At 76.0% G+C, this 24,508-nt stretch carries 17 protein-coding genes, 1 pseudogene and 1 riboswitch; of the genes and pseudogenes, 11 read left to right on the forward strand and 7 right to left on the reverse strand.

Annotation, left to right across the window (positions count from 1 at the left end; genetic code table 11):
* The first annotated feature begins 165 nt into the window (after positions 1 to 165).
* From IHE55_RS15280 to IHE55_RS15290, 3 genes are all read left to right on the forward strand, one after another.
* Complete coding sequence (locus IHE55_RS15280; protein WP_197989532.1) at positions 166 to 2,235, forward strand: PhoX family protein; 2,070 nt, start codon at positions 166 to 168, stop codon at positions 2,233 to 2,235.
* Between the two features lie 539 nt (positions 2,236 to 2,774).
* Entirely contained in the window at positions 2,775 to 3,812 is a 1,038-nt protein-coding gene (locus IHE55_RS15285; protein ID WP_197989533.1) for a lysylphosphatidylglycerol synthase transmembrane domain-containing protein, read from the forward strand.
* A 307-nt stretch (positions 3,813 to 4,119) separates the two neighbouring features.
* Positions 4,120 to 5,217, forward strand: a complete 1,098-nt coding sequence (locus tag IHE55_RS15290; protein WP_197992024.1) for a MerR family transcriptional regulator — start codon at positions 4,120 to 4,122, stop codon at positions 5,215 to 5,217.
* 294 nt (positions 5,218 to 5,511) lie between these two features.
* On the opposite strand, the gene IHE55_RS15295 is transcribed toward IHE55_RS15290, so the two are convergent.
* Entirely contained in the window at positions 5,512 to 6,480 is a 969-nt protein-coding gene (locus tag IHE55_RS15295) for an endonuclease/exonuclease/phosphatase family protein (RefSeq protein ID WP_197989534.1), read from the reverse strand.
* Positions 6,481 to 6,879: 399 nt separating this feature from the next.
* Positions 6,880 to 7,008, forward strand: a riboswitch (FMN riboswitch).
* Between the two features lie 250 nt (positions 7,009 to 7,258).
* Between IHE55_RS15295 and ribB the strand changes: the two genes are divergently transcribed.
* Positions 7,259 to 7,915, forward strand: a complete 657-nt coding sequence (ribB, locus tag IHE55_RS15300) for a 3,4-dihydroxy-2-butanone-4-phosphate synthase (RefSeq protein WP_197989535.1) — start codon at positions 7,259 to 7,261, stop codon at positions 7,913 to 7,915.
* Between the two features lie 394 nt (positions 7,916 to 8,309).
* The gene (locus IHE55_RS15305) at positions 8,310 to 9,860 is read left to right on the forward strand and encodes an MFS transporter (RefSeq protein ID WP_197989536.1); all 1,551 of its coding nucleotides are present in this window, start codon (positions 8,310 to 8,312) and stop codon (positions 9,858 to 9,860) included.
* Between the two features lie 373 nt (positions 9,861 to 10,233).
* Here IHE55_RS15305 and IHE55_RS15310 read toward each other — a convergent pair.
* Positions 10,234 to 11,766: pseudogene (locus IHE55_RS15310) on the reverse strand (ATP-dependent DNA ligase); the annotation flags it as partial.
* Positions 11,767 to 11,915: 149 nt separating this feature from the next.
* Between IHE55_RS15310 and IHE55_RS15315 the strand changes: the two are divergent.
* On the forward strand, positions 11,916 to 12,119 hold the full coding sequence (locus IHE55_RS15315) for a cold-shock protein (protein ID WP_197989537.1): 204 nt from the start codon (positions 11,916 to 11,918) through the stop codon (positions 12,117 to 12,119).
* Positions 12,120 to 12,184: 65 nt separating this feature from the next.
* Here IHE55_RS15315 and IHE55_RS15320 read toward each other — a convergent pair whose 3' ends face one another.
* Positions 12,185 to 12,403, reverse strand: a complete 219-nt coding sequence (locus IHE55_RS15320; RefSeq protein WP_197989538.1) for a DUF2277 domain-containing protein — start codon at positions 12,401 to 12,403, stop codon at positions 12,185 to 12,187.
* Between the two features lie 335 nt (positions 12,404 to 12,738).
* Here IHE55_RS15320 and IHE55_RS15325 point away from each other — a divergent pair, with 335 nt between their 5' ends.
* Positions 12,739 to 13,692, forward strand: a complete 954-nt coding sequence (locus IHE55_RS15325) for a sigma-70 family RNA polymerase sigma factor (RefSeq protein ID WP_307826672.1) — start codon at positions 12,739 to 12,741, stop codon at positions 13,690 to 13,692.
* A 198-nt stretch (positions 13,693 to 13,890) separates the two neighbouring features.
* On the opposite strand, the gene IHE55_RS33515 is transcribed toward IHE55_RS15325, so the two are convergent.
* From IHE55_RS33515 to IHE55_RS15345, 4 genes are all read right to left on the reverse strand, one after another.
* Positions 13,891 to 14,103 (reverse strand): hypothetical protein, encoded by a 213-nt coding sequence (locus IHE55_RS33515; RefSeq protein WP_504740316.1) that lies wholly within the window; start codon positions 14,101 to 14,103, stop codon positions 13,891 to 13,893.
* 493 nt (positions 14,104 to 14,596) lie between these two features.
* Positions 14,597 to 15,172 (reverse strand): TerD family protein, encoded by a 576-nt coding sequence (locus IHE55_RS15335; protein WP_197989541.1) that lies wholly within the window; start codon positions 15,170 to 15,172, stop codon positions 14,597 to 14,599.
* A 520-nt stretch (positions 15,173 to 15,692) separates the two neighbouring features.
* Positions 15,693 to 16,361, reverse strand: a complete 669-nt coding sequence (locus IHE55_RS15340; RefSeq protein ID WP_232266381.1) for a response regulator transcription factor — start codon at positions 16,359 to 16,361, stop codon at positions 15,693 to 15,695.
* 101 nt (positions 16,362 to 16,462) lie between these two features.
* Positions 16,463 to 17,962 (reverse strand): sensor histidine kinase, encoded by a 1,500-nt coding sequence (locus tag IHE55_RS15345; RefSeq protein ID WP_197989542.1) that lies wholly within the window; start codon positions 17,960 to 17,962, stop codon positions 16,463 to 16,465.
* A 290-nt stretch (positions 17,963 to 18,252) separates the two neighbouring features.
* On the opposite strand from IHE55_RS15345, the gene IHE55_RS15350 reads away from it, so the two are divergent.
* From IHE55_RS15350 to IHE55_RS15365, 4 genes are all read left to right on the forward strand, one after another.
* Positions 18,253 to 20,769, forward strand: a complete 2,517-nt coding sequence (locus tag IHE55_RS15350; RefSeq protein WP_197992026.1) for an MMPL family transporter — start codon at positions 18,253 to 18,255, stop codon at positions 20,767 to 20,769.
* 209 nt (positions 20,770 to 20,978) lie between these two features.
* Complete coding sequence (locus tag IHE55_RS15355; protein WP_197989543.1) at positions 20,979 to 22,346, forward strand: serine hydrolase domain-containing protein; 1,368 nt, start codon at positions 20,979 to 20,981, stop codon at positions 22,344 to 22,346.
* Positions 22,347 to 22,585: 239 nt separating this feature from the next.
* Positions 22,586 to 23,041, forward strand: coding sequence for a tellurite resistance TerB family protein (locus IHE55_RS15360; protein ID WP_197989544.1), 456 nt, complete (start codon positions 22,586 to 22,588; stop codon positions 23,039 to 23,041).
* Positions 23,042 to 23,498: 457 nt separating this feature from the next.
* Positions 23,499 to 24,503, forward strand: a complete 1,005-nt coding sequence (locus tag IHE55_RS15365) for a sporulation protein (protein ID WP_197989545.1) — start codon at positions 23,499 to 23,501, stop codon at positions 24,501 to 24,503.
* Positions 24,504 to 24,508 lie beyond the last annotated feature (5 nt).

Below are 24,508 nucleotides of genomic sequence, written 5' to 3' on the forward strand. Positions count from 1 at the left end.
AGCCCCCGGGCGCGTTCGGTTGCCCTCAGTTCACTCCCGCTTCACCGGTCGGTCGTCGCCCGGCGGTCCGGCACGCCTAGCTTCGCCCGCGGACGGATTCCGACGTCATGTCGGCGCAGGTCGCGCCGGTGATACCCAACGGGAAACCCATACGGAGGGGAAAGCGTGCGCAAGTTCCTGCCGCTGATCGGCTCGCACCCGGGCGGTCGTTCCGCCATGACCTGCCGCTACCGGTGCGGTGACGCCTGCTTCCACGAGGTGCCGAACACCAGCGACAACGCCTATGTCGGCGACGTCATCGCCGGCGTCCTGTCGCGGCGCTCGGTGCTGCGGGCGAGCGCCGTGGTGACGGTGGCCGCCGCGGCCGGGGCCACCACGCTGGCCCAGGCGCCGGAGGCGAGCGCCGCGGGCGCGGCGACCGCGGCGAAGCGCAAGGGCGGCGCGAAGGCGGCGCGCGGTCTGCGGTTCACGCCGGTCGCGCCGAACACCACCGACGCGGTGACCATCCCGGACGGCTACGCCCAGAACATCGTCATCCGTTGGGGTGACCCGATCCTGCGCGGTGCCCCGGCGTTCGACCCGGACCACCAGACCGCCAAGGCGCAGGCCGGCCAGTTCGGTTACAACAACGACTACATGGCGGTGCTCGACGTCCCGCACGAGCGCGACCGGCAGCTGCTGGTGGTCAACCACGAGTACACCGACGAGCAGCTGATGTTCGCCGGCTACGACCCGGCGAACCCGACCCGCGAGCAGGTCGAGATCGGCTGGGCGGCGCACGGCCTGTCGGTGGTCGTGGCGCAGGAGGAGCGCCGGTCCGGCCGGCTGACCGCCGTGCTCCGGCACCGGCTGAACCGCCGGATCACCGCCACCACCCCGTTCGAGGTGACCGGCCCGGCCGCGGGCAGCAAGCTGCTGCGCACCTCCGCCGACCCGACCGGCCGCCGGATCCTGGGGACGCTGAACAACTGCGGCGGCGGCATCACCCCGTGGGGCACGGTGCTCTCCGGCGAGGAGAACTTCAACCAGTACTTCGCCAACGGCGGCGCGGTCACCGACCCCGTCACCGCGGCCCGGCTGAAGCGCTACGGCATCGGCGGCGCGGCCTCCGAGCGCAAGTGGGAGCGTTTCGACAAGCGCTTCGACGTGGCCCAGGAGCCCAACGAGACCAACCGTTTCGGCTGGGTGGTGGAGATCGACCCGTTCGACCCGGAGTCCACCCCGCGCAAGCTCACCGCGCTGGGCCGGTTCAAGCACGAGGCCGCCGAGCCCCGGCTGACCGACGACGGCCGCCCGGTGCTGTACATGGGTGACGACGAGCGGTTCGACTACTTCTACAAGTTCGTGTCCGCCAAGCGCATGAAGCGCGGCAACAGCCGGGCGGCCCGCGAGCACAACCGCACCCTGCTGGACGAGGGCACCCTGTACGTCGCCAGGTTCACCGGTGACAGCCCGGCCGCCGAGATCGACGGCTCCGGCAAGCTGCCCAAGGACGGCGAGTTCGACGGCGTCGGCGAGTGGATCCCGCTGGCCAGCGGCACCACCTCGTTCGTGGAGGGCATGACCGCGGAGGAGGTGTACGTCTTCACCCGGATCGCCGCCGACAAGGTGGGCGCCACCAAGATGGACCGGCCCGAGGACGTCGAGCCCAGCCCGCGCACCGGCCGGGTGTACATCGCGCTCACCAACAACAAGGACCGCGGCACGGCCGGCAAGGCGCCGGCGGACGAGGCGAACCCGCGCAACGGCAACAAGCACGGGCAGATCCTGGAGCTGGCCGAGCACTGGAACGATCCGGCCGCGGACCGCTTCAGCTGGCGGCTGTTCCTGGTGTGCGGCGACCCGTCCGACCCCGCCACCTACTTCGCCGGGTTCCCCAAGGAGAAGGTCAGCCCGATCTCCTGCCCGGACAACATCACCTTCGACGCCCACGGCAACCTGTGGATCTCCACCGACGGCAACGCCCTTGGCACCCACGACGGCCTGTTCGGCGTGGCCACCGCCGGTGAGCGCCGCGGTGAGGTGAAGCAGTTCCTCACGGTGCCGAAGGGCGCCGAGACCTGCGGCCCGATCGTGCAGGACCGGCGGGTGCTGGTCGCGGTGCAGCACCCGGGCGAGGTGGACGGCGCCAGCGTCGAGAAGCCCGCCTCCACCTGGCCGGACGGCCCGGGCAAGCTGGTCCGCCCGTCGGTGGTCGGCGTGTGGCGGCGCAACGGCGACGACATCGGCGTCTGACGCCGCGGACCGGGGGTTTCCCGGGCCCCTCGGGGGCCCGGAGAGGCCGTGAGGGGATGAGGCCTCAGGGTCCCCCAGGGGCCGGGGACCCTGAGAGGTCCGGGGACCCTGAGACGGTCGGGGGGCCCCTCGGGGGAGCGGGGTACCTCAGGGGGATCAGGGGCCCCTCGGAGTCGGGGGATCCCGAGGGAGTCGGGGGACCCCGGGGAGGGGATCCCCAGGAGGTGGGGGGCCGCCGGTCCGGGCGGCCCTGGCCCCTGGGGCCCTGGCTCCGGGCGGGGCCGGGGGTCGGCCCGAAGGGGAATTCCGGGGACCGGGGGCCGGGAGGGGAGGCTCGGGGACCCGGGTGGTCGACCCGTGATGCGGACCGGCCGGGCCGGGGTGCTGCCCGGGCGGGGGGCGCCGGGCGGGTGTGGCCCGGTGCCGGGCGGGTACGGAGCGTCCGGGCGGCGGAACCGTCGCCGCCCGGCCATCGGTGCGTACGACGCGCTTCGCGCGCCGGCCGCCGCCTCGTAGCGCGTACCGGAGAGCTTCTCGCCATGACCGAATCCGCCGTGACCGAGAGCCCCGCCGCCGGGGTCCCCACCGTGGCCACGGCACCCGCCGCGGCCGGGGTCCCCGCCGTGATCCGTCCGGCCCGGGCGCGGAGTGCCCGGCGGCTGCCCGTCCGAACGCTGCTGTGCCTGCTGCCGGTCGTGGCGGTGGCGGTGTGGGCGGTCCGGCACCGGGCGGTGGTGGCCGACGGCATGGACCGGTTGCTCGCCGCGGACCCCGCCCTGCTGCTGGTGGCCGTCGCGGTCACCGCCCTGTCGTGGGTGGCCGCCGCGTGCACCCGGCAGGGTGCCCTGGTGCGGCGGCTGCCGGCCGGGCGGCTGCTGGCCACCCAGTTCGCGGCCGGGGCGGCGAACCACCTGCTGCCGTCCGGGCTGGGCGCCGGCGCGGTCAACCTGCGGTTCATGACGGTGTGCGGGGTCCCGCTGGCCCAGGCCTCCTCGGCCCTCGCGCTCTACCTGGTGGCCGGGGCGGTGGGACGGCTCGCCCTGACCCTGGTGCTGCTCGCCACCGTCCCGGGCGCCCTGCCGCTGGACAGACTGCTGCCGGACGGGGTCGGGGTCGCCACCGCCGGGCTCGTGGCGGTCGGGGTGGTGGTGACGCTGGTGCTGGTGGTCGGCGCGCTGCGGCGGGTCGTCCGGCGGTTCCTGGTGACGGTGGCGCACGAGGCGCGGGCGGTGCACCGCAGGCCGGCGCGGGTGCTCGCGCTGTGGGGCGGAGCGGTGCTCTTCCCCGCGCTCCAGGCGGCCGGGCTGGTGGCGGTCGCCCTCTCCCTCGGGGTGCGGGTGCCGGTGGCGCACCTGGCGCTGGCCTATCTGGCCGCGACCGCGGCGGCCGCCCTGGTGCCCACCCCCGGCGGCATCGGATCGGTGGAGGCGGCCCTGACGATCGCCCTGGTCGGCACCGGGGTGACGGCCGCGTCGGCCACCGCGGTGGTGCTCGGCTACCGCCTGATCACGATCTGGCTGCCGCTGCTCCCGGGCGCCCTGACCCTCGCTGTGCTGGTGCGCTGCAAGGTCCTCTGAGCCGGGCGTTCGCGGCCGGCCGGCAGCGGCCGCGGCCGCGCTCCGGTCCGGTGGGGCGCACGGACGTACGGGCTGGGCCGGGCGTACGGATGGGCCGGACGTAGGGGCGGGGCCGGACGTACGGGATGGGGCCGGACGCAGGGGAGCGCGGGCGGGCGAGACGCGTGGCCGGGCGCGAGCGGCCGCGTCGGCCCGTGGGGTCGGCCGGCCCGTGCGGGTCGGCCGGCTCGTGCGGGTCTCGGGTGCGGCCCTTGACCCTCACGTGACGTCAGGCCGCATAGTCGCTGCCGTGGAGGAGTACTGGACCGTGGGACGCGTGGCCGAGCTGGCCGGCGTGAGCGTCCGCACGCTGCATCACTACGACCGGATCGGGCTCGTGCGTCCCTCGGCGCGGACCTCTGCCGGTTACCGGGCCTACCGGGCGGGCGACGTGGAGCGGCTGCGGGAGGTGCTGGCCTACCGGCGGCTGGGCTTCGGGCTGCGCGAGGTCGCGGAACTGGTCGATGACGCGTCCACCGACGCGGTCGCGCACCTGCACCGGCTGCGCGGCCTGCTGCTGGAGCGGCGCGACCGCGCCGACGCCATGGTGGCGGCCATCGACCGGGAGATCGAGGCACGGGCGAAGGGGCTGAGGGTGACACCGGAGGAACAGATGGAGGTGCTCGGTGCCCGGCTGTACGACGCGATCGGCGGCGCCTACCCCGCGACGCGGCGTACCGAGCCGCGGATCGCCGCGCAGATCTGGGACGCGCTCGGCGACGCCCGGACGGTGCTGAACGTCGGGGCCGGCACCGGCTCCTACGAGCCCGCCGACCGCGAGGTCACCGCGGTGGAGCCATCGGCGGTCATGCGGGCGCAGCGGCCCGCCGGCTCGGCACCGTGCGTGGCCGCCGCCGCGGAGAGCCTGCCGTTCGGGGACCGCTCCTTCGACGTCGCGATGGCCGTCTCCACCGTTCACCACTGGAGGGACCCGATGGCGGGGCTGCGCGAGATGCGCCGCGTGGCCCGCCGCGTGGTGGTGCTGACCTTCGACACCGACGAGCCCGGATGGCAGGACCGGTTCTGGCTCACCCGCGACTACCTGCCCGAGTTCGCCGCCGTCCTCTCGGGATTCCCCTCACTGGCGGGGATGGCGGGCGCGATCGGCGCCCGCGCCGAGCCGGTGCCCGTCCCGTGGGACTGCGCCGACGGCCTGTTCGAGGCGTACTGGCGCCGACCGGAGGCGTACCTGGAGGATCGCGTGCGCCGTGCGATGTCGGTGTGGACGAGGGTCGGGCCGGAGGCCGAGCAGCGGGCGGTGCGAAGCCTCGGTGACGACCTGTGCTCCGGCCGGTGGGCCGAGCGCAACGGCGAACTCGCCGGCCTCGACACGGCGGATCTCGGCCTCCGCCTGCTCGTGGCGTGAGGGGACACCGGTGGGGGCCGGCCCGGGGCACCCCCCTCCCCGTCGTCCTCGTCGTCCCCCTTGATACGGCCACCTCGGGCGCGTCCGGGGCGCGGGCAGGCCGCAGGACCCGGACCGGGCCCGTCGGCGGTGGCCCAGGTCGGGGCCCGTCGGGGGTGAGGTACGCGGCGGCGCGTACGCCCCGGCCTGCTGGTCGGCCGGGAGACTCCGGGCGTACGGGGGCGCGGGTCCGGGAGCGGGGCCCGGAAGCGGCACGCCCCCGCGTACGCCGCCGGTACGCCTCCGTATGCCGCGTCAGCGCGCCTTCGCGTACAGGTCGAGTTCGACCAGCAGGGCCCGGTGGTCGGTGTGGTCCAGGTCCAGGAAGCGGCTGTCGCGCGGCCGGAGCACCTCGCTGACCAGGACGTGATCGATCTGGGCGCCGAACGGGGGCGCGGTGAGGCTGGGCCAGGTGGGGGTGCGCGCGGCACCGGTGGCGCGGGCGCTGTCCCGCAGCCCGGTGTCCAGCAGGTCCCGGAACGCGGCGTGGTCCTGGGTGGCGTTGAAGTCGCCCGCGATGAGCGTGGCCGTGTCGTCCCGGGCGGCGGCGAAGTCCCGAAGCCGGCCCAGCTCGCTGCGCCACAGGTCCACCTCGCCGGGCATCGGCGGCATCGGGTGGGCGACCTGCACCCGCACCGGCACCCCCGCCACGGTGGCCACCGAGCGGGGCATCGACAGGGTGCCGGGGAGGGGCTCCTCGTCCCGGAGCGGGAAGACGCTGAGGATCGCCGACCCCTCCGCCGGGGAGCCGGTGACGACGTTCCGGTACGGATAGGCACGGCGTACCTCGGGGGAGTCCAGCGCCGCCGCGCACCGGGCGTCGCACTCCTGGACCGAGACCAGGTCCGGCCTCTCCCGCCGGAGCGCGGCCAGCAGTCCGTCCGTCGCCCCGCCGTACTCCAGGTTGGCGGTGAGCACCCGGAGGGCGGCCACCGGCCTGCCGTGCGGCTCCGGGCCGGCCGGCGGGTCGTACGGCCGGCAGAACCAGACCGTGACCGTCGCCGCCAGCAGCGCCCACCCGCAGCCGGCCGGCCACCGGGCGGCTGCCGCCAGGGCCAGCCCGAGCAGCGCGGGCACCAGCAGCCAGGGCAGGAAGGCCAGCAGCTGGGGGACCGGGGTCATGCCGTCGGTGTCGGCCGCCCGGCAGCCCACCACCAGGGTGACCACGGCGAGCGGCGGCACCGCGCACCAGGCGGCGACACGGCGCCCCCGCCCGTCCGGCATGCGGACGGCTGCCGCGAGGAACCGGGCCGGGGAGGCGCCCCGGCGCGGCCACCACGAGGGCCGGCCCCCGCCCCGGGACACCCGGTCGGAACCGTCCCGTGGCACCGGGTCGGCCCTTCCCCCGGGTTCCGGGCGGCCGTCCCCCGCGGGGGTCCGGCCGGCCGGCTCCGGCGGTGGCCCGGCGCGCCGGGCGGTCTCCGGGTACGGGGACGCGGCGGGTTCCCCGGGAACGGAAGGCTGCACGCTTCGGCCTCTCGGATCGACGGCGACGCGCCGATTCTCCCCCGCCGCCGGCCGGACCTCGCGATTCGGAACGTGGCATTCCCATCGATCATGCGGTGCAGAGGGATTGACACTTCGTCAATACGTCGGGGTGTGCCAAAATGCTCGGCAGAGTATTCGCGTGCTCCGGGGTCGGTGAAACTCCGAACCGGCGGTGAAAGTCCGCGACCCGGCCGAAGCCATCGGCCGGTTGACCCGGTGGAATTCCGGGACCGACGGTCAAAGTCCGGATGGTAGGACGTACGCGGCGGCACGATGTCCGTGCAGGGACTACTCGCACGGTGCCGGCCGGGGGTGGGGCAGTGACCGCCCCCTCGGCCCACCGGGGCGCCGGTCCGCCACGACGGCTGTGCTCGCATCCCCGGAACGGCGCGGGCGGACGGGGAGCGGCACCGCATCCGGCGCATGCCCGCTCTCCTTCCGCTGCCGGCAGACCAGGACGGGTGCCGGCCGTTCCGTACGGCCGGCGGGTCGAGAAGCAGAAGGGCCACAACTCATGACCGTGATGGAGCAGAGCACCGGCACCCCCGAACGCCTCATGGCGGTGGAGCAGGCGATCGAGGTGTTCGCCGACGGTGGTTTCGTGATCGTGTTCGACGGCGAGTCGCGGGAGAACGAGGGCGACCTCATGATCGCCGCCGAGCACACCGACGAGAGTGCCCTGAAGGAGATGCTCGACCACACCTCCGGGGTGATCTGCGCGGCGCTGCCCGACGAGCGCGCCGCCGAGCTGCGGCTGCCGCAGATGGTGGACGACAACACCGGGCTGCACGAGACGGCCTTCACCGTCTCCGTCGACCTCAGGGCGGGCGGTACCACCGGCATCTCCGCCGCCGAGCGGGCCCGTACCATCCGGGCCCTCGCGGACCCCGCCACCGCCCCCGAGGACCTGGGCCGCCCCGGCCACATCTTCCCGGTGCGCGCGGTGCCCGGCGGCGTCCTCCAGCGCGACGGGCACACCGAGGCCGCCGTCGACCTGTCCCGGCTGGCCGGCCTCTCCGGGGTCACCACCATGTGCGAGGTGGTCAACCCGGACTGGACCATGGCCCGCTACGAGGACCTCAGCCGGCTCGCGGCGCGGCGGCTGCTCCCGCTCATCTCGGTGCGCGACGTGGCGGCGTACCGGCTGGCGCGGGCCGCCCGGCGCCTCTGAGCCGGGCCGGAAAGCCCGCGCGGCGCCGGTACCGGCCTGCCGGCGCACCACCCGGGGCCGCCCCGGACCCCGTCCCCTCCTGCCCTCTCCTGCCCCGGTCCGACCGTCGGCCGGGACCGCCCGTGGCTGCCGGCCGTGTGGCGGACGACCGGTGGGTGCCGACGACCGTGCAGGGGATGGCCCGTGGCTGCCGGCCGTGCTGCGGCCGATCGTGCGAGGGCGGTCCGTGGGTGCCGGTCGTGCGGCGAACGGGCTAGCCGGGGCAGTGATCGACTGGTCGGCCGCCCGGCCCCGTTCTACGGTCGGATGAGTCCGTGATTCATGTGACCCCTGTGGGCACGGGTGCGTCCCGCGCGGTCACCGCACACCACCGACGCCGACCCGGGGACAGACCATGGCGACTTCCCACCCGGTACCGGAGACCGGCGCAGGCACGGGTGAACGGCCGTCCCGGGGCGGCAAGGGCGTGGCGCTGACGGTCATCGCCGGCTGCCAGCTCATGGTGGTCCTGGACATCACCATCGTGAACATCGCGCTGCCGCACATCCAGACCGCGCTGGACTTCTCCACCACCAGCCTGTCGTGGGTGGTCAACGCCTACACCCTCACCTTCGGCGGACTGCTGCTGCTCGGCGGCCGGATCGGCGACATCCTGGGCCGCCGCCGCGTCTTCCTCTTCGGGGTGTTCCTCTTCGCCCTCGCCTCGCTGCTCGGCGGTCTCGCGGAGAACTCCTGGCAGCTGCTCGCCGCCCGGGCCCTCCAGGGCGTCGGCGGGGCCATCGCCTCCCCGACCTCGCTGGCCCTGATCACCACGACCTTCGCCGAGGGGCCCGAACGGAACCGGGCCTTCGGGGCCTTCGCCGCCGTCTCCTCCGGCGGTGGCGCGATCGGGCTGCTGCTGGGCGGGGTGCTGGTGGAGTGGCTCGACTGGCGCTGGATCTTCTTCGTGAACGTGCCCATCGGGGCGCTGATCATCATCGCCACCCCGCGGGTGATCCGCGAGTCCGAGCGGCACACCGGCCACTTCGACGTGCTCGGCGCGCTCACCTCCACCCTGGGCATGGCGTCACTGGTCTACGGGTTCATCCGGGCCGGACAGGACGGCTGGCGGGACGGCTGGACCCTGGCGGCCTTCGCGGTGGCGGTGGTGCTGCTCGCCGCGTTCGTCTGGGTGGAGCGCCACTCGTCCCAGCCGATCACCCCGCTGTGGATGTTCGCCGACCGCAACCGCGCCGGCACCTACGGGATCATGCTCTGTCTGGCCGCGGCGATCTTCGGGATGTTCTTCTTCCTCACCCTCTTCGTCCAGAACGTGCTGGACTACAGCCCGATCCAGGCCGGGCTGGCCTTCCTGCCGGTGAGCGCGCTGATCGTGGTGGGCGCGGGCCTGGCGTCCCAGCTGCTGCCCCGGTTCGGACCGAAACCGTTCATGGTGGGCGGGGCGCTGGCCACCGCGGCCGGCCTGGGCTGGCTGACGCTGATCGACGCCGGCTCCACCTACCTCGGCAGCATCCTGGGCCCGATGCTGCTGTTCGCCCTCGGGATGGGCCTCCAGTTCGTCTCGCTCACCCTGATGGCCGTCTCCGGGGTCGGACCGCGCGAGGCCGGCGCGGCGTCCGGGCTGCTCAACGCCATGCAGCAGGTGGGCGGCGCGCTGGGGCTGGCGATCCTGGTGACCGTGTCCTCCACGGCCGGCCGCAACAAGGCGGAGGACCTGCTGCCGCGGTTCCTGGCGGAGGCCACCCCGGCGGAGAAGGCGGCGTTCCGGCGGACCGGGGAACTGCCGGGGCACTGGGCCGACCAGGTGCTGACGTCCGGCGTGAACCTGGCGTTCATCACTGCCGCGATCTTCACCGCGGTCGCGGCGGTGATCGCGGTGGTCGCCATCCAGGTACGCCCCTCGGACCTGGAGAACCTCAAGGGCAAGGGGCCGGCGCCGCTGTGAGCGGGCGGGCCCGCCCGGGCCGCCCTGCTCGGACCCCGGCCGGGTCGGGCCGCCTGTCCGGGCCGGGCCGTCCGCCCCGGGGCCGGGCCGGGCCGTCTGCCAGGCCCGGACCAGGTCAGCGCGGGTCCGCGGGGTCCGCGGGCGCCGCACCCGTGGGGCCCGCCGGGTCCGTACCGTCCGCCGGGTCCGTACCGCCCGGCGGGACGGTACCGCCGGCGCCGCCCGCGTCCGGGGCCGCCGGGCCGCCGGGCGGGCCCGTGCCCCCGGTGTCCGACGGCTCCGCGCCGACGGTGTCCGCCGGGTCGGCGCCCCCGGGGTCCGGGAAAGCGGCGTCGCCGGTCTCCGGCGGGTCCGCGCCGTCGTCGCCGGCCGGGCGGCGGAGGGCCAGGACCGTCTCGACGGTGTCCGCCTCCGCGGCCGGTTTGTCCTCCCGGTAGCGCACCACCCGCGCGAACCGCAGCGTCACCCCGGCCGGATAGCGGCTGGACCGCTGGAGGCCGTCGAACGCCACCTCCACCACCAGCTCCGGCCGGACCCGCACGACGTGGCCGTCGTCGCCGACCGCGATCCGGCGCAGCTCCCGGGTCTGCCACTCCAGCACCGCGTCGGTCAGCCCCTTGAAGGTCTTCCCCAGCATGACGAACGTGCCGTCCGGCCGCCGGGCGCCCAGATGGAGGTTGGACAGCTTCCCGGTGCGCCGGCCGTGCCCCCACTCCGCGGCGAGAACCACCAGGTCGAGGGTGTGCACGGGCTTCACCTTCAGCCAGGACGCCCCGCGCCGGCCCGCGCCGTACGGCGCGTCGAGCGCCTTGACCAGCACCCCCTCGTGGCCCTCCGCCAGGACCCGGGCCGCGAACTCCCGCACCGCCCGCCGGGTCTCCTCCGCCGCCGGGTCCGCGGCCACCATCCGGCGTACCCGGCGGTGGTCGGGGGCGATGCGGGCCAGTTCGGCGTGGCGCTCGGCGGTCGGCAGGGCCAGCAGGTCCCGGCCGTCCACCGAGAGCAGGTCGAAGAAGACCGGGGAGAGCGGCAGCGCCTGCTGGGCGCCGGGGACGTCCAGCCGCGACCCGACCCGCCCGGCGACCTCCTGGAAGGGCCGGGGCCGGCCGTCCGGGCCGAGCGCGATCACCTCGCCGTCGAGCACCGCGCGGTCCACCGCCAGTTCCCGGGCGGCGGCCACCACGTCCGGCAGCCGGCCGGTGATCTCGTCCAGGGTGCGGGTGAAGACCCGCACCGCGGTGCCGTCCCGGTGCACCTGCACCCGGATGCCGTCGAGCTTCTCCTCCACCGCGCACGGGCCGAGCCGGTCCAGCGCCTCGTCCACGTCCTTGGCGGACTGCGCGAGCATCGGCAGCACCGGCCGGCCCACCTCCAGCCGGAAGTCGGCCAGCGCGGCCGGGCCGCGGGCCAGCAGTTCGCGGGCCACCGCGCCGAGCGAGCCGCCCAGCATCACCGCCCGGCGGACCTCCTCCGGTGCCGCGCCCACCGCGGCCGCCAGCCCCTCCACGGCGAGCGCGTCCAGCGCCCCCTGCCGCAGCTCGCCGCCGATCAGCCGCCGCAGGAACCACTGCTCCTCGGCGGTGGCCGCGGCCAGCACGGTCCCCAGCAGGCGGGCGCGCTCGGCGGCCGCGCCCTTGCCGGACACCGCCGCGATCCGGTCCAGGGCGGTGTGCACCTCGCGGACCCCCAGCCGGGCGGCCGGGGCCGGCGGCGGCCCGTCGCGCAGCGCGCTCCAGCCCAGACCGGTACGGCGCTGCGGCAGTCTGCCCGCTAGATAGGTGATGACCACCGGCGCCTCGTCGGGCGGGGTCCGGGCGAAGAGCCGGGCGAGCGCCGCGACCTTCTCCGAACGGGCGGAGGTGGCCGCGACCTCGCCGGAGGTCCGGGCGACATCGGCGAGCAGCATGTCACCCATGGTCGCCCGCGGGGTCCGCCGGCGCAGGGCGGCGGCGGACGGACACGCCGTCGTCCGGGTGACGGTGATGGGCGGGAGGTGGCCGGGAGGGTAGTCCTACAGGTGGTTACACCTTGGTACGACCCCACAAGGAGCAAGAGATGGCGCAGGGCACCGTGAAGTGGTTCAACAGCGAGAAGGGATATGGCTTCATCGCCGTCGACGGCGGCGGGCCGGACGTGTTCGTGCACTACAGCGCGATCTCCGCGACCGGGTACCGCAGCCTCGACGAGAACCAGCGCGTCGAGTTCGAGGTGGCCCAGGGAGACCGCGGGCCCCAGGCGGACCAGGTCCGCTCCCTCTGATCATCGCGGGGCTGCCGGCGGGCCGGGGCCCGGTCCGCCGGCCCCCGCCGCCCGGCCCTGGGCCGTCATGACGGACGCGACCCGCGCACCTCCAGTCCCCCGAGGAGGTCGCGGGTCGCCGCCGTCACGGCCTCCACGGCCGCGTCGAACACCGCGCGGTTGTGCGCCGCCGGGGCCCGGAAACCGGAGACCTTGCGGACGTACTGCAGGGCGGCGGCACGGATGTCGTCCTCGTCGACCTCAGGCGTCATGGGGGGCCTGAGCGTCTTGATGCTTCGGCACATGTCTCCAGTGTGGGCGGTGCCACCGACAAACCTCCCGCGCGCCGCCCGCCCGCCCCGTGCCGGCGCGGTCGCCCGCCCCGCCCGGGGGGCTGCCGGGCGGCGGGACCCGGCGTCCGGCGGCGTTGTCGGTGGTGCCTCCTACGCTGAGCAGCGACCGGGAGGGGTGACAGGACGTGACGGGTGGTCCCATGGCAACGGCGGACACGGTGGGTACGGCCGGGGGCGCCGGGCACGGCCGGTACGGCGGGTCCGGGCGGCGGCGCGGCGGACACGGCGGCGGGTCCGGGCGGCGGCGCGGCGGGTCGGGAGGGCGGGGGCCGGCGCCGGGGGGCACGGTGGAGGCCCGGCTGGAGCTGCACCGCGTGGAGCTGACCGGCTACTGCTACCGCATGCTCGGGTCGGCGTTCGAGGCCGAGGACGCGGTGCAGGAGACCCTGATCCGGGCCTGGCGCGGCTACGACCGGTTCGAGGGCCGGGCTGCGCTGCGCTCCTGGCTGTACCGCATCGCGACCAACGTCTGCCTGGACATGCTGGGCGGCAGCCAGCGGCGGGCCCGGCCCATGGACCTGGCCTCGCCGGTGAGCGCGGGGGCGTCACTGCCCGACGCGCTGCCGGAGGCCACCTGGCTCTCCCCGGTGCCGGACGGCCGGGTGGTGCCCGAGCGGGGCGACCCGGCCGAGCTGGCGGTGGCCCGGGAGAGCATCCGGCTCGCCTTCGTCGCCGCGCTCCAGCACCTGGCACCCCGGCAGCGGGCGGTGCTGATCCTGCGCGAGGTGCTGGCCTGGCGGGCCAGCGAGGTAGCCGAGCTGCTGGACACCACGGTCGCCTCGGTCAACAGCGCGTTGCAGCGGGCGCGGGCGACGCTCGCGCAGCGCGAGATCACCGACACCGCGGTGGCCGGCGCCATGGACGAACGGCAGCGCGGACTGCTGGCCCGGTACGTCGAGGCGTTCGAGTCGTACGACCTGGAATCCCTCACCGCGCTGCTGCGGGAGGACGCGACGCTCTCCATGCCGCCGTACGACCTGTGGCTGCGGGGGCACGCCGACATATCGGCCTGGATGCTCGGACCCGGCCGCCACTGCCGGGGCTCCCGGCTGGTGCCGGTGGTGGCGAACGGCACCCCCGCCTTCGGCCAGTACCGCCCCAGCCTCTCCGGGAGCGGATACGACGCCTGGGCGTTGCAGGTGGTGGAGGTGACCGGGGACCGGATCAGCGGCCTCAACGCCTTCCTCGACACCGAACGGCTCTTCCCGCTCTTCGGTCTCCCGCCGCGCCTGGAGGACTGACCGGACCGACGGACCGACGGGCCGGCCGGTGCCGACGGACCGGCCGGCGGTTCCGGGCGCCGGGCGGGCCTCCGGCCCCGGGGTCCGGGCTTCCCGGGCGGCCGGGCTCAGGGTGGGTTCCGGGCGCCGGGCACCGTGTCGGATCCGGGCCGGCGGTGGGCCGGCCGGTGCGGTCGGTGTCTGTCAGTGGTGTCGGCGTCAGTGGCGTCGGTGGTGGGGCGCGGGGCCGGGTTCGTCGAGGCAGGGCAGGACGTCGCCCAGTCCGGCGAGGGCGATCAGCTCGCGCAGCGGCGGCGCGGCCCGGCGCAGCCGCAGCCGCCGCCCGTGCCGCCGGGCGATGAGCTGGAGCCGGGCCAGCGCGTCCATCGCGGCGAGGCCGGGGCCGGTGAGACCGGCGACGTCGCAGATCACCGGTGGCTCGCCGGCGTCCCGGGCCGCTCCGGCCGACCGTCCTCCGTCTCCCCCTCCGTATCCGCCTCCGCCTCCGCCTCCGTCCCCGGAACCGGATCCGCGGCCGGGCCGGCCGGCGGGCGGCTCGCCCTCCAGCAACTCCCGCAGCCGGGCGCAGAGTCCGGCCACGTCTCCCGGTCCGAGCGGCGACCGGAGGACGAGGACGACCCTCTCTGACCGGGGTGCGGACGGGGTGGGGACTGCTGCCATCGAGGCCTCCGGCGGACGTGCGGTACGGGTGGCGGGACGGATCCCGGTGTTCCCGTAGGACCGGTCGGCCGGACGGAAGTCATCGGCGGACGGCGCCGGCGCGGCCGGCACCGGGCAGGCAGCGCCGGCGCGGACCCGTTCCCGGGTGTACCCGTGCCCGGGTGTACCCGTGCCCGGCGCGGACCCGTCTCCGGCCCGTGCCGGTGCCGGGCCCGGGCGGGGCGCCGTGCCGCCGGCCGGCGGGTCAGACGTTGACGCCGTAGTCCTTGGCGATGCCGGCCAGCCCGGAGGCGTAACCCTGTCCGATGGCGCGGAACTTCCACTCGCCGTCCCGCCGGTACAGCTGGCCGAAGACCATGGCGGTCTCGTCCTGGCTGTCCTCGGTGAGTTCGTAGCGGCACAGCTCCATCCCGGCCGCCACGTGCACCACCCGGATGTAGGCGTCGCGTACCCGGCCGAAGGTGTGCGCCGGTGTGCCGTGCTCGTCGTGGATGGAGACCACGAACACCACCGCCTCCGCCTCGGGCGGCAGCAGGTCGAAGTCCACCGCGATCTGCTCGTCGTCCCCCTCGCCCTCGCCGGTGCGGTTGTCGCCGGTGTGCCGGACCGCGTTGTCGGGGCAGGCCGGGTTGTTGAAGAAGACGAAGTGTCCGTCGGACAGGACCCGGCCGTCCGCGCCCAGCACCAGCGCGCTCGCGTCCAGGTCCATGTCGCCGGGGCCGGTGTTCACCTTCCAGCCGAGTCCCGCGACGACGCCGGCGAGGCCCGGCTCGGAACGGGTGAGGGAGAAGTTGCCGCCTTTGGTCAGGCTCACGGTCACGGGGTACGGCTCCTGGTTCGAGTGGTCCGGTACGCGGCGGAGGGAGGCGGGTGGACGCGGCGGCGGGTGCACGGCACGCGTCCGTCAGCGCCCGCCCGTCCGGCCTGCTCGGCCGGCCCTCCGTCCGGCAGGAATCTACGACACTGTAGAGCCAACAGGGGCGAGAACCGGCCGACTTGGCGTCCGTTGGTCGCTCACCGGTTCGGTCCGGGGCCGTGCGCGCGGTCCGTAGCCCGCCGCGCCCGTTCCGCGCGCGGTTGCCCCTCGTTCCGTCCGCCGGACCCGCGGTCCCGTTCCGCCCTGCCCCGGGCCGGTTCACCTCGTGCCCGCGTGGCGCCGGCAGCCGCCCGTCGTGGGTTCCGGCTGTCGTGGGTCCCATCCGCCCCGGGCCCGCCGCCCCCCCCGCGTGGCCGGTGGCCCGCCGCCCCCCGCGTGACCCCCGGCCGGCCGCCCCTCGGCGGCCCCCGTCCGGCGCCGCCGCACCGGCCCACCGCCGTCCGCCCGGCGACGGGCCGGCCGGTCAGCCGTGGTGTGCGCCCGGCTCGACCAGCCCGGTCTCGTAGGCGGCGATCACCGCCTGGGCCCGGTCGCGGACCCCGAGCTTGCCGAAGACGGCGGTGACGTGGTTCTTCACCGTGGAGACGCTGATCGCCATCTCCTCGGCGATCTCCCGGTTGCCGAGCCCGGTGGCCATCAGCCGCCACACCTCGTGCTCACGCGGTGTCAGCTCGCCCGGGCCGGTGCCGGTGTTGGAGACGGGGACGGGCGGGGGCCGCCGCGGGCCGCGCACATACGTGGAGAGCAGCCGGGTCAGCAGGCGGGGCGCGACCGCCGCCTCCCCGGAGTGCACCACCCGGACCGCCGCGACCAGTTCCTCCGGGGAGATGTCCTTCGGCAGGAATCCGCAGGCGCCGGCGCGCAGCGCGGCCACCACGTACTCGTCCATGTCGAAGGTGCTGAGCGCCAGCACCCGGCACTCCGGCAGCTCCCGGGCGAGCCTGCCGGTGGCGGCGACGCCGTCGAGCACCGGCATGCGGATGTCCATCACCACCACGTCCGGTCGGAGCCGGTGGGCCAGCTCCACCGCCTCCGCGCCGTCCCCGGCCTCGCCGACCACCTCGAAGGCGGGGTCCGGGGCGAGGATCAGCGCCAGGCCGCGGCGGACCAGCGGCTGGTCGTCCGCGATCAGTACCCGGACCGCCCGCCCGGCCGCGACCGCGTCACCGGCGCGCGCCTCGCGGGCCGGCCTCGCCGCCGTACCGCCGGTGGTGTCCTCCGGCACCGCACCGCTCACCGCGGTGTCACCTCCTCGTCCGCCAGCGGCAGCCGGGCGGTGACCCGGAAGCCGCCCTCGTAGCGGGGGCCGGCCTCCAGGGTCCCGCCGAGCAGCGCGACCCGCTCCCGCATCCCGATGAGCCCGTAGCCGGGGGAGCCGGTCCCGGTGGTGCCCGCGCCGTCGTCCACCACCTCCACCGTCACCCCGTCCGGCCGGTAGGTCAGCCGTACCCGGGCCCGGGCCGGTCCGGCGTGCCGGCGGGCGTTGGTGAGCGCCTCCTGGGCGACGCGGAACACGGTCAGCGCCACGCCCGGTGGCAGCGGCCGGTTCCCGCCCCGTACCTCCAGGGTGGTGGGCAGCCCGGCCCGGCACGACTCCGCGACGATCCGGTCCAGGTCCGCCACACCGGGCTGCGGGGCCGTCGGGGCGTCGGCCGTGTCGTCCCCGGCGCGCAGCACGTCCAGCAGCTGGCGCATCTCGCCGAGCGCCATCCGGCCCGAGCCCTCCAGGGTGACCAGCGCTTCCCGGGCCACCTCCGGGTCACGGTCGAGGTTGGCCCGGGCGCCGCCGGCCATCAGCTGCATGGTGGTGATGTGGTGGGCGACGATGTCGTGCAGCTCGCGGGCGATGCGGCGCCGTTCGGCGGCCACCGCGCGGTCGGCGAGGAGTCGCCGGTTGGCGTCGATGTCGCGCTGCCAGTGGTTCATCACGGTCGCGGCGCCGGCCACCAGCACCCCGCTGGAGATGTTGCCGACCACGTCCACGAGGGTGGGCCCCGGCGTCTGTGCCACCAGCAGCGTCGCCATGGACACCAGTACGGCCGGGGCCGCGACCGCCGGCCGCCGGTGACGGACGGCCGTGTAGAGGGCGACCACCACGGTGGCGTTGAAGTGCTGGCCCAGCGACGCGCTCAGGTTCAGCACCAGGCTCAGCGCCAGCACCGACGCCAGCACGGAGACCGGGGCGCGGCGCCGCACCAGCAGCGGCAGGGCCGAGAGCACCAGCAGCACGTAGCCGACCGGCGGGACCTCGCCCTGGCCGGTGTGGCTGGTGAGGGTGAAGCCGATCAGGTCCACGGCCGCCGCGCCGACCGTGACCAGCGCGTCGTTCCGTGTCCAGGGCAGCCCGTCGTCGGACGCCCACGGCAGCGGGCCGCCGGCCGGCGGGGTGCCGGCGTGCGTCGGCGGGTCGCCGACCGGCCGTGCGCCGCCGTCCGCCGGGGTGCCGGCGCGTGACAGGGGGTCGCCGCCGGGCCGGGCTCCGTCGCCGGGCCCGGTTCCGTCGTCCGGCCAGGGGCGGCCGGGGCGGGCTCCGCCGCGCGGGGTCCCGGCATCCGCCGGGACGTCACCCCGCGGGCCTCCGCCCGCCGGGGAGCCTCCGTCCGCCGGGGTCCCGGTGTCCGCCGGGGCGTCACCGTCCCGCGGGCCGTCGTCCGGCCGGGGCGCTCGGGCCCCGGGGGCACCGGGGTGCCCGGAGGTGCCCGACGGCCCGGGCACCGGGTGGGTCACCGGCATCCGTTCCTCCTCACGCCGCCCGCGGCGGTCACGTTCACGCCGCCCGCGGGCGGTGGCGCCGGCCCGGCGTGACCGGCGTCCCGCGGCCATTCTGGCACCGGGCCGCGCCGTTCCCCCGGGCCCGGGGACCGATCCCCGACCCAGGACCTGGGTCCTGGCCGGCGGCCCGACCCGGCCCCCGCTCCCGGGCGGCTTCTCCTCCGGCACGCCGACGACCGGCGCCCGGCGGGCTGGTGAGCTGGACGACGGCCGGGGAGAACCGGCGCTCCCACCCCCCGCCGGAGGACGACGTGATCCGTGCCCTGACCGGGTTCGCCACCCGCAGCCCCTGGAAGGTCATCGCCGTCTGGTCGGTGCTGGGCATCTTCCTGACGATCCTCGGCCAGGCGCTGGTCCACCGGGTCACCGAGACGCAGACCGGGGACTTCCTGCCCCGCACGTACGACTCGGCCGCCGCGCTGGAGGTCGCCGAGGAACGGTTCGGGGTGAAGCCGGACGCCAACGCGGTGACGGTGCTGGTCGCCCGCACCGACGGCGCGCCGCTCACCGCCTCCGACCGGCGCCACGCCGCCGATGTCGCCGACCGGCTGGGCCGCACCCGCGTGGTGATGCCGCGGCCCGAGGACATGCCGTCCTTCCTGGTCACCGACCACTCCCAGACGCCGGAGGTCACCCCGGTGACGGTGGCCCCGGACCGGGCGTTCGAGCTGTTCTCCGCGCGGCTGACGGGGAACTCCACCGACCCGGCCCTGCACGACCTCTACCGCACCTTCCGGGACCGGGCGCGGGAGGACTTCGCCGCGGCGGACCTGCGGGCCGGCTTCACCGGCGGGCTGGCCGACGTGGTGGACACCGCGGACGCCGAGGAGAACACCCAGCGGGTCGTCGGGATCGTCATGATGGGCCTGATCGTGCTGATCAACGTCCTGGTGTTCCGCAGCGTCGCGGCGGCGCTGGTGCCGCTGCTGGCGGTGGTCGTCATCGGCGGCGCCGCGGCCGGCGCGGTCGTCGGCACGGCGCTGCTCACCGGCATCGCCCTGGACCCCTCCACCCCCAGCATGATCAATGTGGTGCTGATCGGGATCGGCGTCGACTACTTCCTCTTCCTCCTCTTCCGCTTCCGCGAACAACTGCGGGCCCGCCCCGACGTGCCGGCGCGCGCCGTGGCGGCGGAGGTCGGAGTCCGGGTCGGCACCGCGATCACCTCGGCGGCCCTCACCATCGTCGCCGCCTTCGCCACCCTGGGGGTGGCCACGTTCGGGCAGTTCCGGGTGCTCGGCCCGGCCATCGCCGTCGCGGTGCTCGTCATGCTGCTGGCCAGCCTCACCCTGATGCCCGCCCTGCTCGCGGTCACCGGCCGGAAGATGTTCTGGCCGTCCCGCGCCCTGAAGCGGGAGCCGCGCCCCGGCGCCGCCGCCCGCTTCGGCGACCTGGTCGCCCGCCGCCCGTTCGCCCTGGTGCTGGCCTCCGTCGCCCTGCTCGGCGCGCTCAGCGTCCCGCTGGCCGGCATCCGGATGGACTTCGGCCAGACCTCCGGCGGCCAGGACACCCCGGCCGCCGCCACCGCCGCCGAGATCGCCCGGGCGCTGCCCGCCGGGGTGTCGGACCCGGCCACCGTCTACGTCACCGCGCCGGACGGCCGGCACCTCACCCCTCAGGGCCTCGCCCCGCTGACCGGGGCGCTGTCCGAGGTGCCGGGCGTCGGCCGGGTGGGCACCGTGGAACTCGACAAGAGCCGTACCGCCGCCCGTCTCGACCTCTACCTCACCCCCGGTTCCGACACCCAGCAGGCCCGCGACCTGGTCTCCGGACCGGTCCGCGACACCGTGGCCCGGCACACGCCGGACGGGCTGGAAGCCCATGTCGGGGGCACCGCCGCGGTCTTCGCGGACATCTCCACCGCCGTCGGGCACGACCTGCGGATCGTCTTCCCGGTCGCCGCGGTGCTGATCGCCCTGATCCTGCTGGTGCTGCTGCGCAGCCTGCTCGCCCCGGCCGTGCTCATGGTCGCCGTCGGCCTGTGCTTCGCCGCCACGCTGGGCGCCTCCGCCCTGGTCTTCCAGCACCTCCTCGACAAGCCGGGGGTCAACTTCGTCCTGCCGCTGGTCCTCTTCCTCTTCGTCGTCGCCCTCGGAACCGACTACAACATCCTGGTCGCCGACCGCATCCGGGAGGAGATGGAGCGGCCCGGACCGGCCCGCGCCGCCGTCGCCCGGGCGGTGCGGCACACCGCCCCGGCCATCGCCACCGCCGGCGTCGTCCTCGCCGCGTCCTTCGGCAGCCTCGCCGTCAACGCCGCCCCCTCCACCCAGCAGGTCGGTTTCGCCACGGCGCTGGGCATCGTGCTCTCCGCGTTCGTGCTCTCCATCGTGCTGGTGCCCGCGCTCGCCGCGATCCTCGGCCGGGCCGTCTGGTGGCCGGTCCGGCCGGGCCGGCGCGCCGGTCACCACCCCGGGCCGGCCGGCAAGGACGGCTCGGGACCGGCGTACGGGCGGGACGGCTCCGGCCCGGCGTACGAGCGGGACGACTTCGGCCGCACGTACGGGTGGGACTTCGGTCCGGCGTACGGGCGGGAGGACTTCGGTCCGGCGTACGGGCGGGGGGCCGGTCCGGCGGACCACCGGGAGCCGGGAGCGGACCCGTACGGCCACGGGCCCGGCCCGGCGTACCGGGACGAGTCACGCACGCGGTCGTACCGGTACGGGACCGACCCGGAGGCGTACCGGTACGAGGCCGGCGCGGGGGAGTACCGGGACGAGCCTGACCGGGACGCGTACCGGAACGGCCCCGGCCCGTACCGCCCCTGACGCGGCGCCGGCACGTCCCCTGGCCGGCCCTTCCCGCCGCGGGGCTTCCCGGTCCGCAGACATCCCGCTCCCGGACGCGACCGCCTTCCTGCCCCGACCGCCCTTCCCCGCCCCCGCCCGACCGTCCGCCCGGCCCGGCTCACCTCCCGCCCGCCCCGCCCGCCCCGCGTCCCGCCGGCCCGGGGCACCGACCCGATAGGAGTCCTGCCATGTCCGCACCCGTGCCCACACCGCCGTCCGCACCCGCCCGGGCCACCGCCCGCACGACCCGCCGCCCGCGCGGCGGCCGGCGCACCGTCGCGTGGTCCGTGGTGGCCGTGACCACCGCCCTCACCGCCGCCGCGCTCACCGTCCCGTCCGCCGCGTCCACCGACCGGGCCGCCACCGGGACCCGGGCCACCACCGGAACCGGCACCGTCACGGCCACCGGGACGATCACCGCCTCCGGCACCACCGCCGGGACCGCCTCCGGACCCACCGCCGGGACCGCCACCGCGTCCGGGACCACCACCGTGTCCCGGTCCGGCGTCGGAGGCACCGCCGCCGGCCGGCCGGACGCCGTGGAGCAGCACCTCAGCGCCCTGGTGCGCCAGGGCGCGGTGCCCGCCGCCCTGGCCACCACCACCGACCGGCACGGCCGTACCCGCCACTACACCGCCGGCACCGCCGACCTGACCACCGGCGCCCCGGTGCCGGTGGACGGACGGGTGCGGATCGGCAGCAACACCAAGGCGTTCACCGCCGTCGTGGTGCTCCAGCTCGTCGGCGAGGGGAAGGTGGGCCTCGACGCCCCGGTCGACACCTATCTGCCCGGCCTGCTGCGCGGCGAGGGCATCGACGGTCGGCGGATCACCGTCCGCCACCTCCTCCAGCACACCAGCGGACTGCCCGAGTACGTGGACCAGGCCGCCGTCCTGGCGCAGCCCCGGCGGTACCGCGAACCCCGCGACCTGCTCGACGACGCGCTCACCCGGCCGGGCGCGTTCCGCCCCGGCGCGAAGTGGGGGTACAGCAACACCAACTACCTGGTGGCCGGGCTGATCGTGCAGCAGGTCACCGGCCGGCCGCTGGGCGAGGAGATCACCCGCCGGGTCGTCCGCCGCGCCGGTCTGCGCCACACGTCCTTCCCCGCGCCGGGCGACATGGGGATCCCCGGCCCGCACCCCAGGGGGTACCACCGTGCCGAGCCCGACGGGCGCTGGCGCGACTACACCCGGCTGGACCCGACCTGGGCCGGGGCGGCGGGCGCGATGATCTCCACCAACAGCGATCTGAACCGCTTCTACGCCGCACTCCTGGGCGGCCGGCTCCTCGCCCCCGCCCAGCTCGCCCAGATGCGCACCACGGTCCCGGCCGACGAGGTGGGCGCGGGCACCCGCTACGGGCTCGGGCTGGTGAGCAAGCCGCTGTCGTGCGGCGGGGTGTACTGGGGCCACGGCGGCGCCATACCCGGCTACCACACCCAGGGCGGTGTCACCGACGACGGCCGCGCCGCGTCGGTGGCGGTGACCGCGATCCCGGACGACCGGGCCGGACAGCGGATGGCGGACGCGGTGGACACCGCGCTCTGCCGCTGACCCCGACCCTCCACGGGCCGCCCGAGCATCCGCCCGGCCGCCCGCGCGTGCCCACCCGGAGTCCTCCGCGCGCGGCCGGTCGGTCCGTTCGCGCGCGGCCGCCCAAAGCCGATGGGCGACGGGGGTCTTGCGGACCGCCGGGCGGCGGGGTCGCCGGGCCCCGGCCGCCCGCTCCTTCTACAAGCGTGTAGATTCACGGTCGGCGCCGCCTGTCACGCACCAGCGAGAAGGAGATTCACATGGGACTGTGGGACCGGCTCAAGGACTCGGCCCAGCAGATGCAGACGCAGCTCAACGCGAAGAAGAACGAGTTGAAGAGCGGGGCGTTCCGGGACGCCGGCATGGCGATGTGCGCCCTGGTCGCCGCCGCCGACGGCTCGATCGACCCGTCCGAGCGGCAGCGCGTGGCCCAGCTCATCGCCACCAACGACGTGCTGCGGAACTTCGACCCGGCCGACCTGCACCGCCGCTTCGAGGAGAACCTCGACAAGCTGACCGCGGACTTCTCGCTCGGCAAGGTGAGCGTCATGCAGGAGATCGGCAAGGCGAAGAAGAAGCCGGCCGAGGCGCGGGCGGTGATCCAGATCGGCATCGTCATCGGCGGCGCGGACGGCTACTTCGACGACCACGAGCGGGCGGTCGTCCGTGAGGCGTGCTTCGCGCTGGGCATCCCGCCGGCCGAGTTCGACCTCTGAGTCCGCAGGGGCGGCGGCGGGGCGGGCGCGGTCGCCGGTCCCGCCGCCGCCCCCGCCGGGCGCGTCGCCGTCCCCGCCCACCCCCCGGTGAGGGTCGCGCCCCGGTCAGGCCCCCGGGCGGGCCCGCGTCCGGACGGACCCGCGTCGCCGGTCCGCCGTCACCCCTCCGGTGGACGCGGTGCGGCCGAGAATCGCCGGTCCGCCGCCGCTCCCGCGGAACTTCCTCTACAGCCATGTAGTTTTTGGGTCGGTCGCGGACGCGGCCACCGGTCCGCCCCGCGCGGGCCGGCCGGTCGGCCTCCGGAGGGCGGCAGGGCTTCCCCGGTGGGGGCCACCCGCCGCGCCGGGCAGGCGGTCCGCCGGGTCCGTGCCGGTCGTGGTCGTGGCCGGGCCGGCGGGCCCGGGCCGCCGCGGCCGTCCGTATCGGAAAGCGTCTCAAGAAGGAGAGAACGCCACGATGGTGTTCAAGCGGCTGCTCGGAGCGATCGGCGTGGGCGCCCCGTCGGTGGACACGGTCCTCGACGACGGCCCCGTCCTGCCCGGCGGCACCCTTTCCGGCCAGGTTCACCTCGAAGGTGGCCGGACGGATGTGGAGATCGACGGCATCACCCTGGAACTCGTCGCCCGTGTCGAGGCCGAGCACGAGGAGGGCGAGCACGAGGGCTTCGTGGTCTTCGCCCGTACCACCGTCGGCGGCGGCTTCAGGCTCGCCGAGGGCGAGCGGCGGAGCGTGCCGTTCACCCTCTCCCTGCCCTGGGAGACACCGGTCACCGAGCTGTACGGCCAGCCCCTGGGGATCGTCCTGGGCGTACGGACCGAACTGGAGGTCACCGGCGCGAAGGACCGGGGCGACCTGGACCCGCTGCGGGTCGCCCCGCTGCCCGCCCAGGAGGCGGTGCTGGAGGCCCTGGGGCAGCTCGGGGCCGGCTTCACCTCGGCGGACCTGGAGCTGGGGCACATCCGCGGCACCGGGCAGAGGCTGCCGTTCCACCAGGAGATCGAGCTGTCGCCGCCGCCCGCCTGCGCGCACGCCGTCAACGAGATCGAGGTGACCTTCCTCGCCGGGCCCGGCGGTGTGGAGGTGGTCCTCGAAGCGGACCGGCGCGGCGGCCTGTTCTCCGACGGCCACGACGTCCTCACCCGCTTCACCGTGTCCCACGACAGCGTCCCGCACACCGACTGGAACGCCGAGGTGGACGGCTGGCTGCGGCAGTTGGTGGAGCACCGCGGCGCCCCGGGCGGGCACGGCGCGCCGTACACCCCGGGCTACGGGTACGACGGGGGCCACCCGGGCCACCACCAGCCGCACCACGACACCCACCACCGCTCCGGCCCGGGCACCGGCGCCGTGGTGGCGGGGGTCGCCGCGGGTGTCGCGGTGGGGGTCGTCGGAGGGATGGTCGCGGCCGAGGTCGTGGACGAGATCGGCGACGCCTTCGAGGGGGAGGACGAGGAGGGCTGACGGAC

This window comes from Streptomyces pactum (assembly GCF_016031615.1).
GTDB classification, from domain to species: Bacteria; Actinomycetota; Actinomycetes; order Streptomycetales; family Streptomycetaceae; genus Streptomyces; species Streptomyces pactus.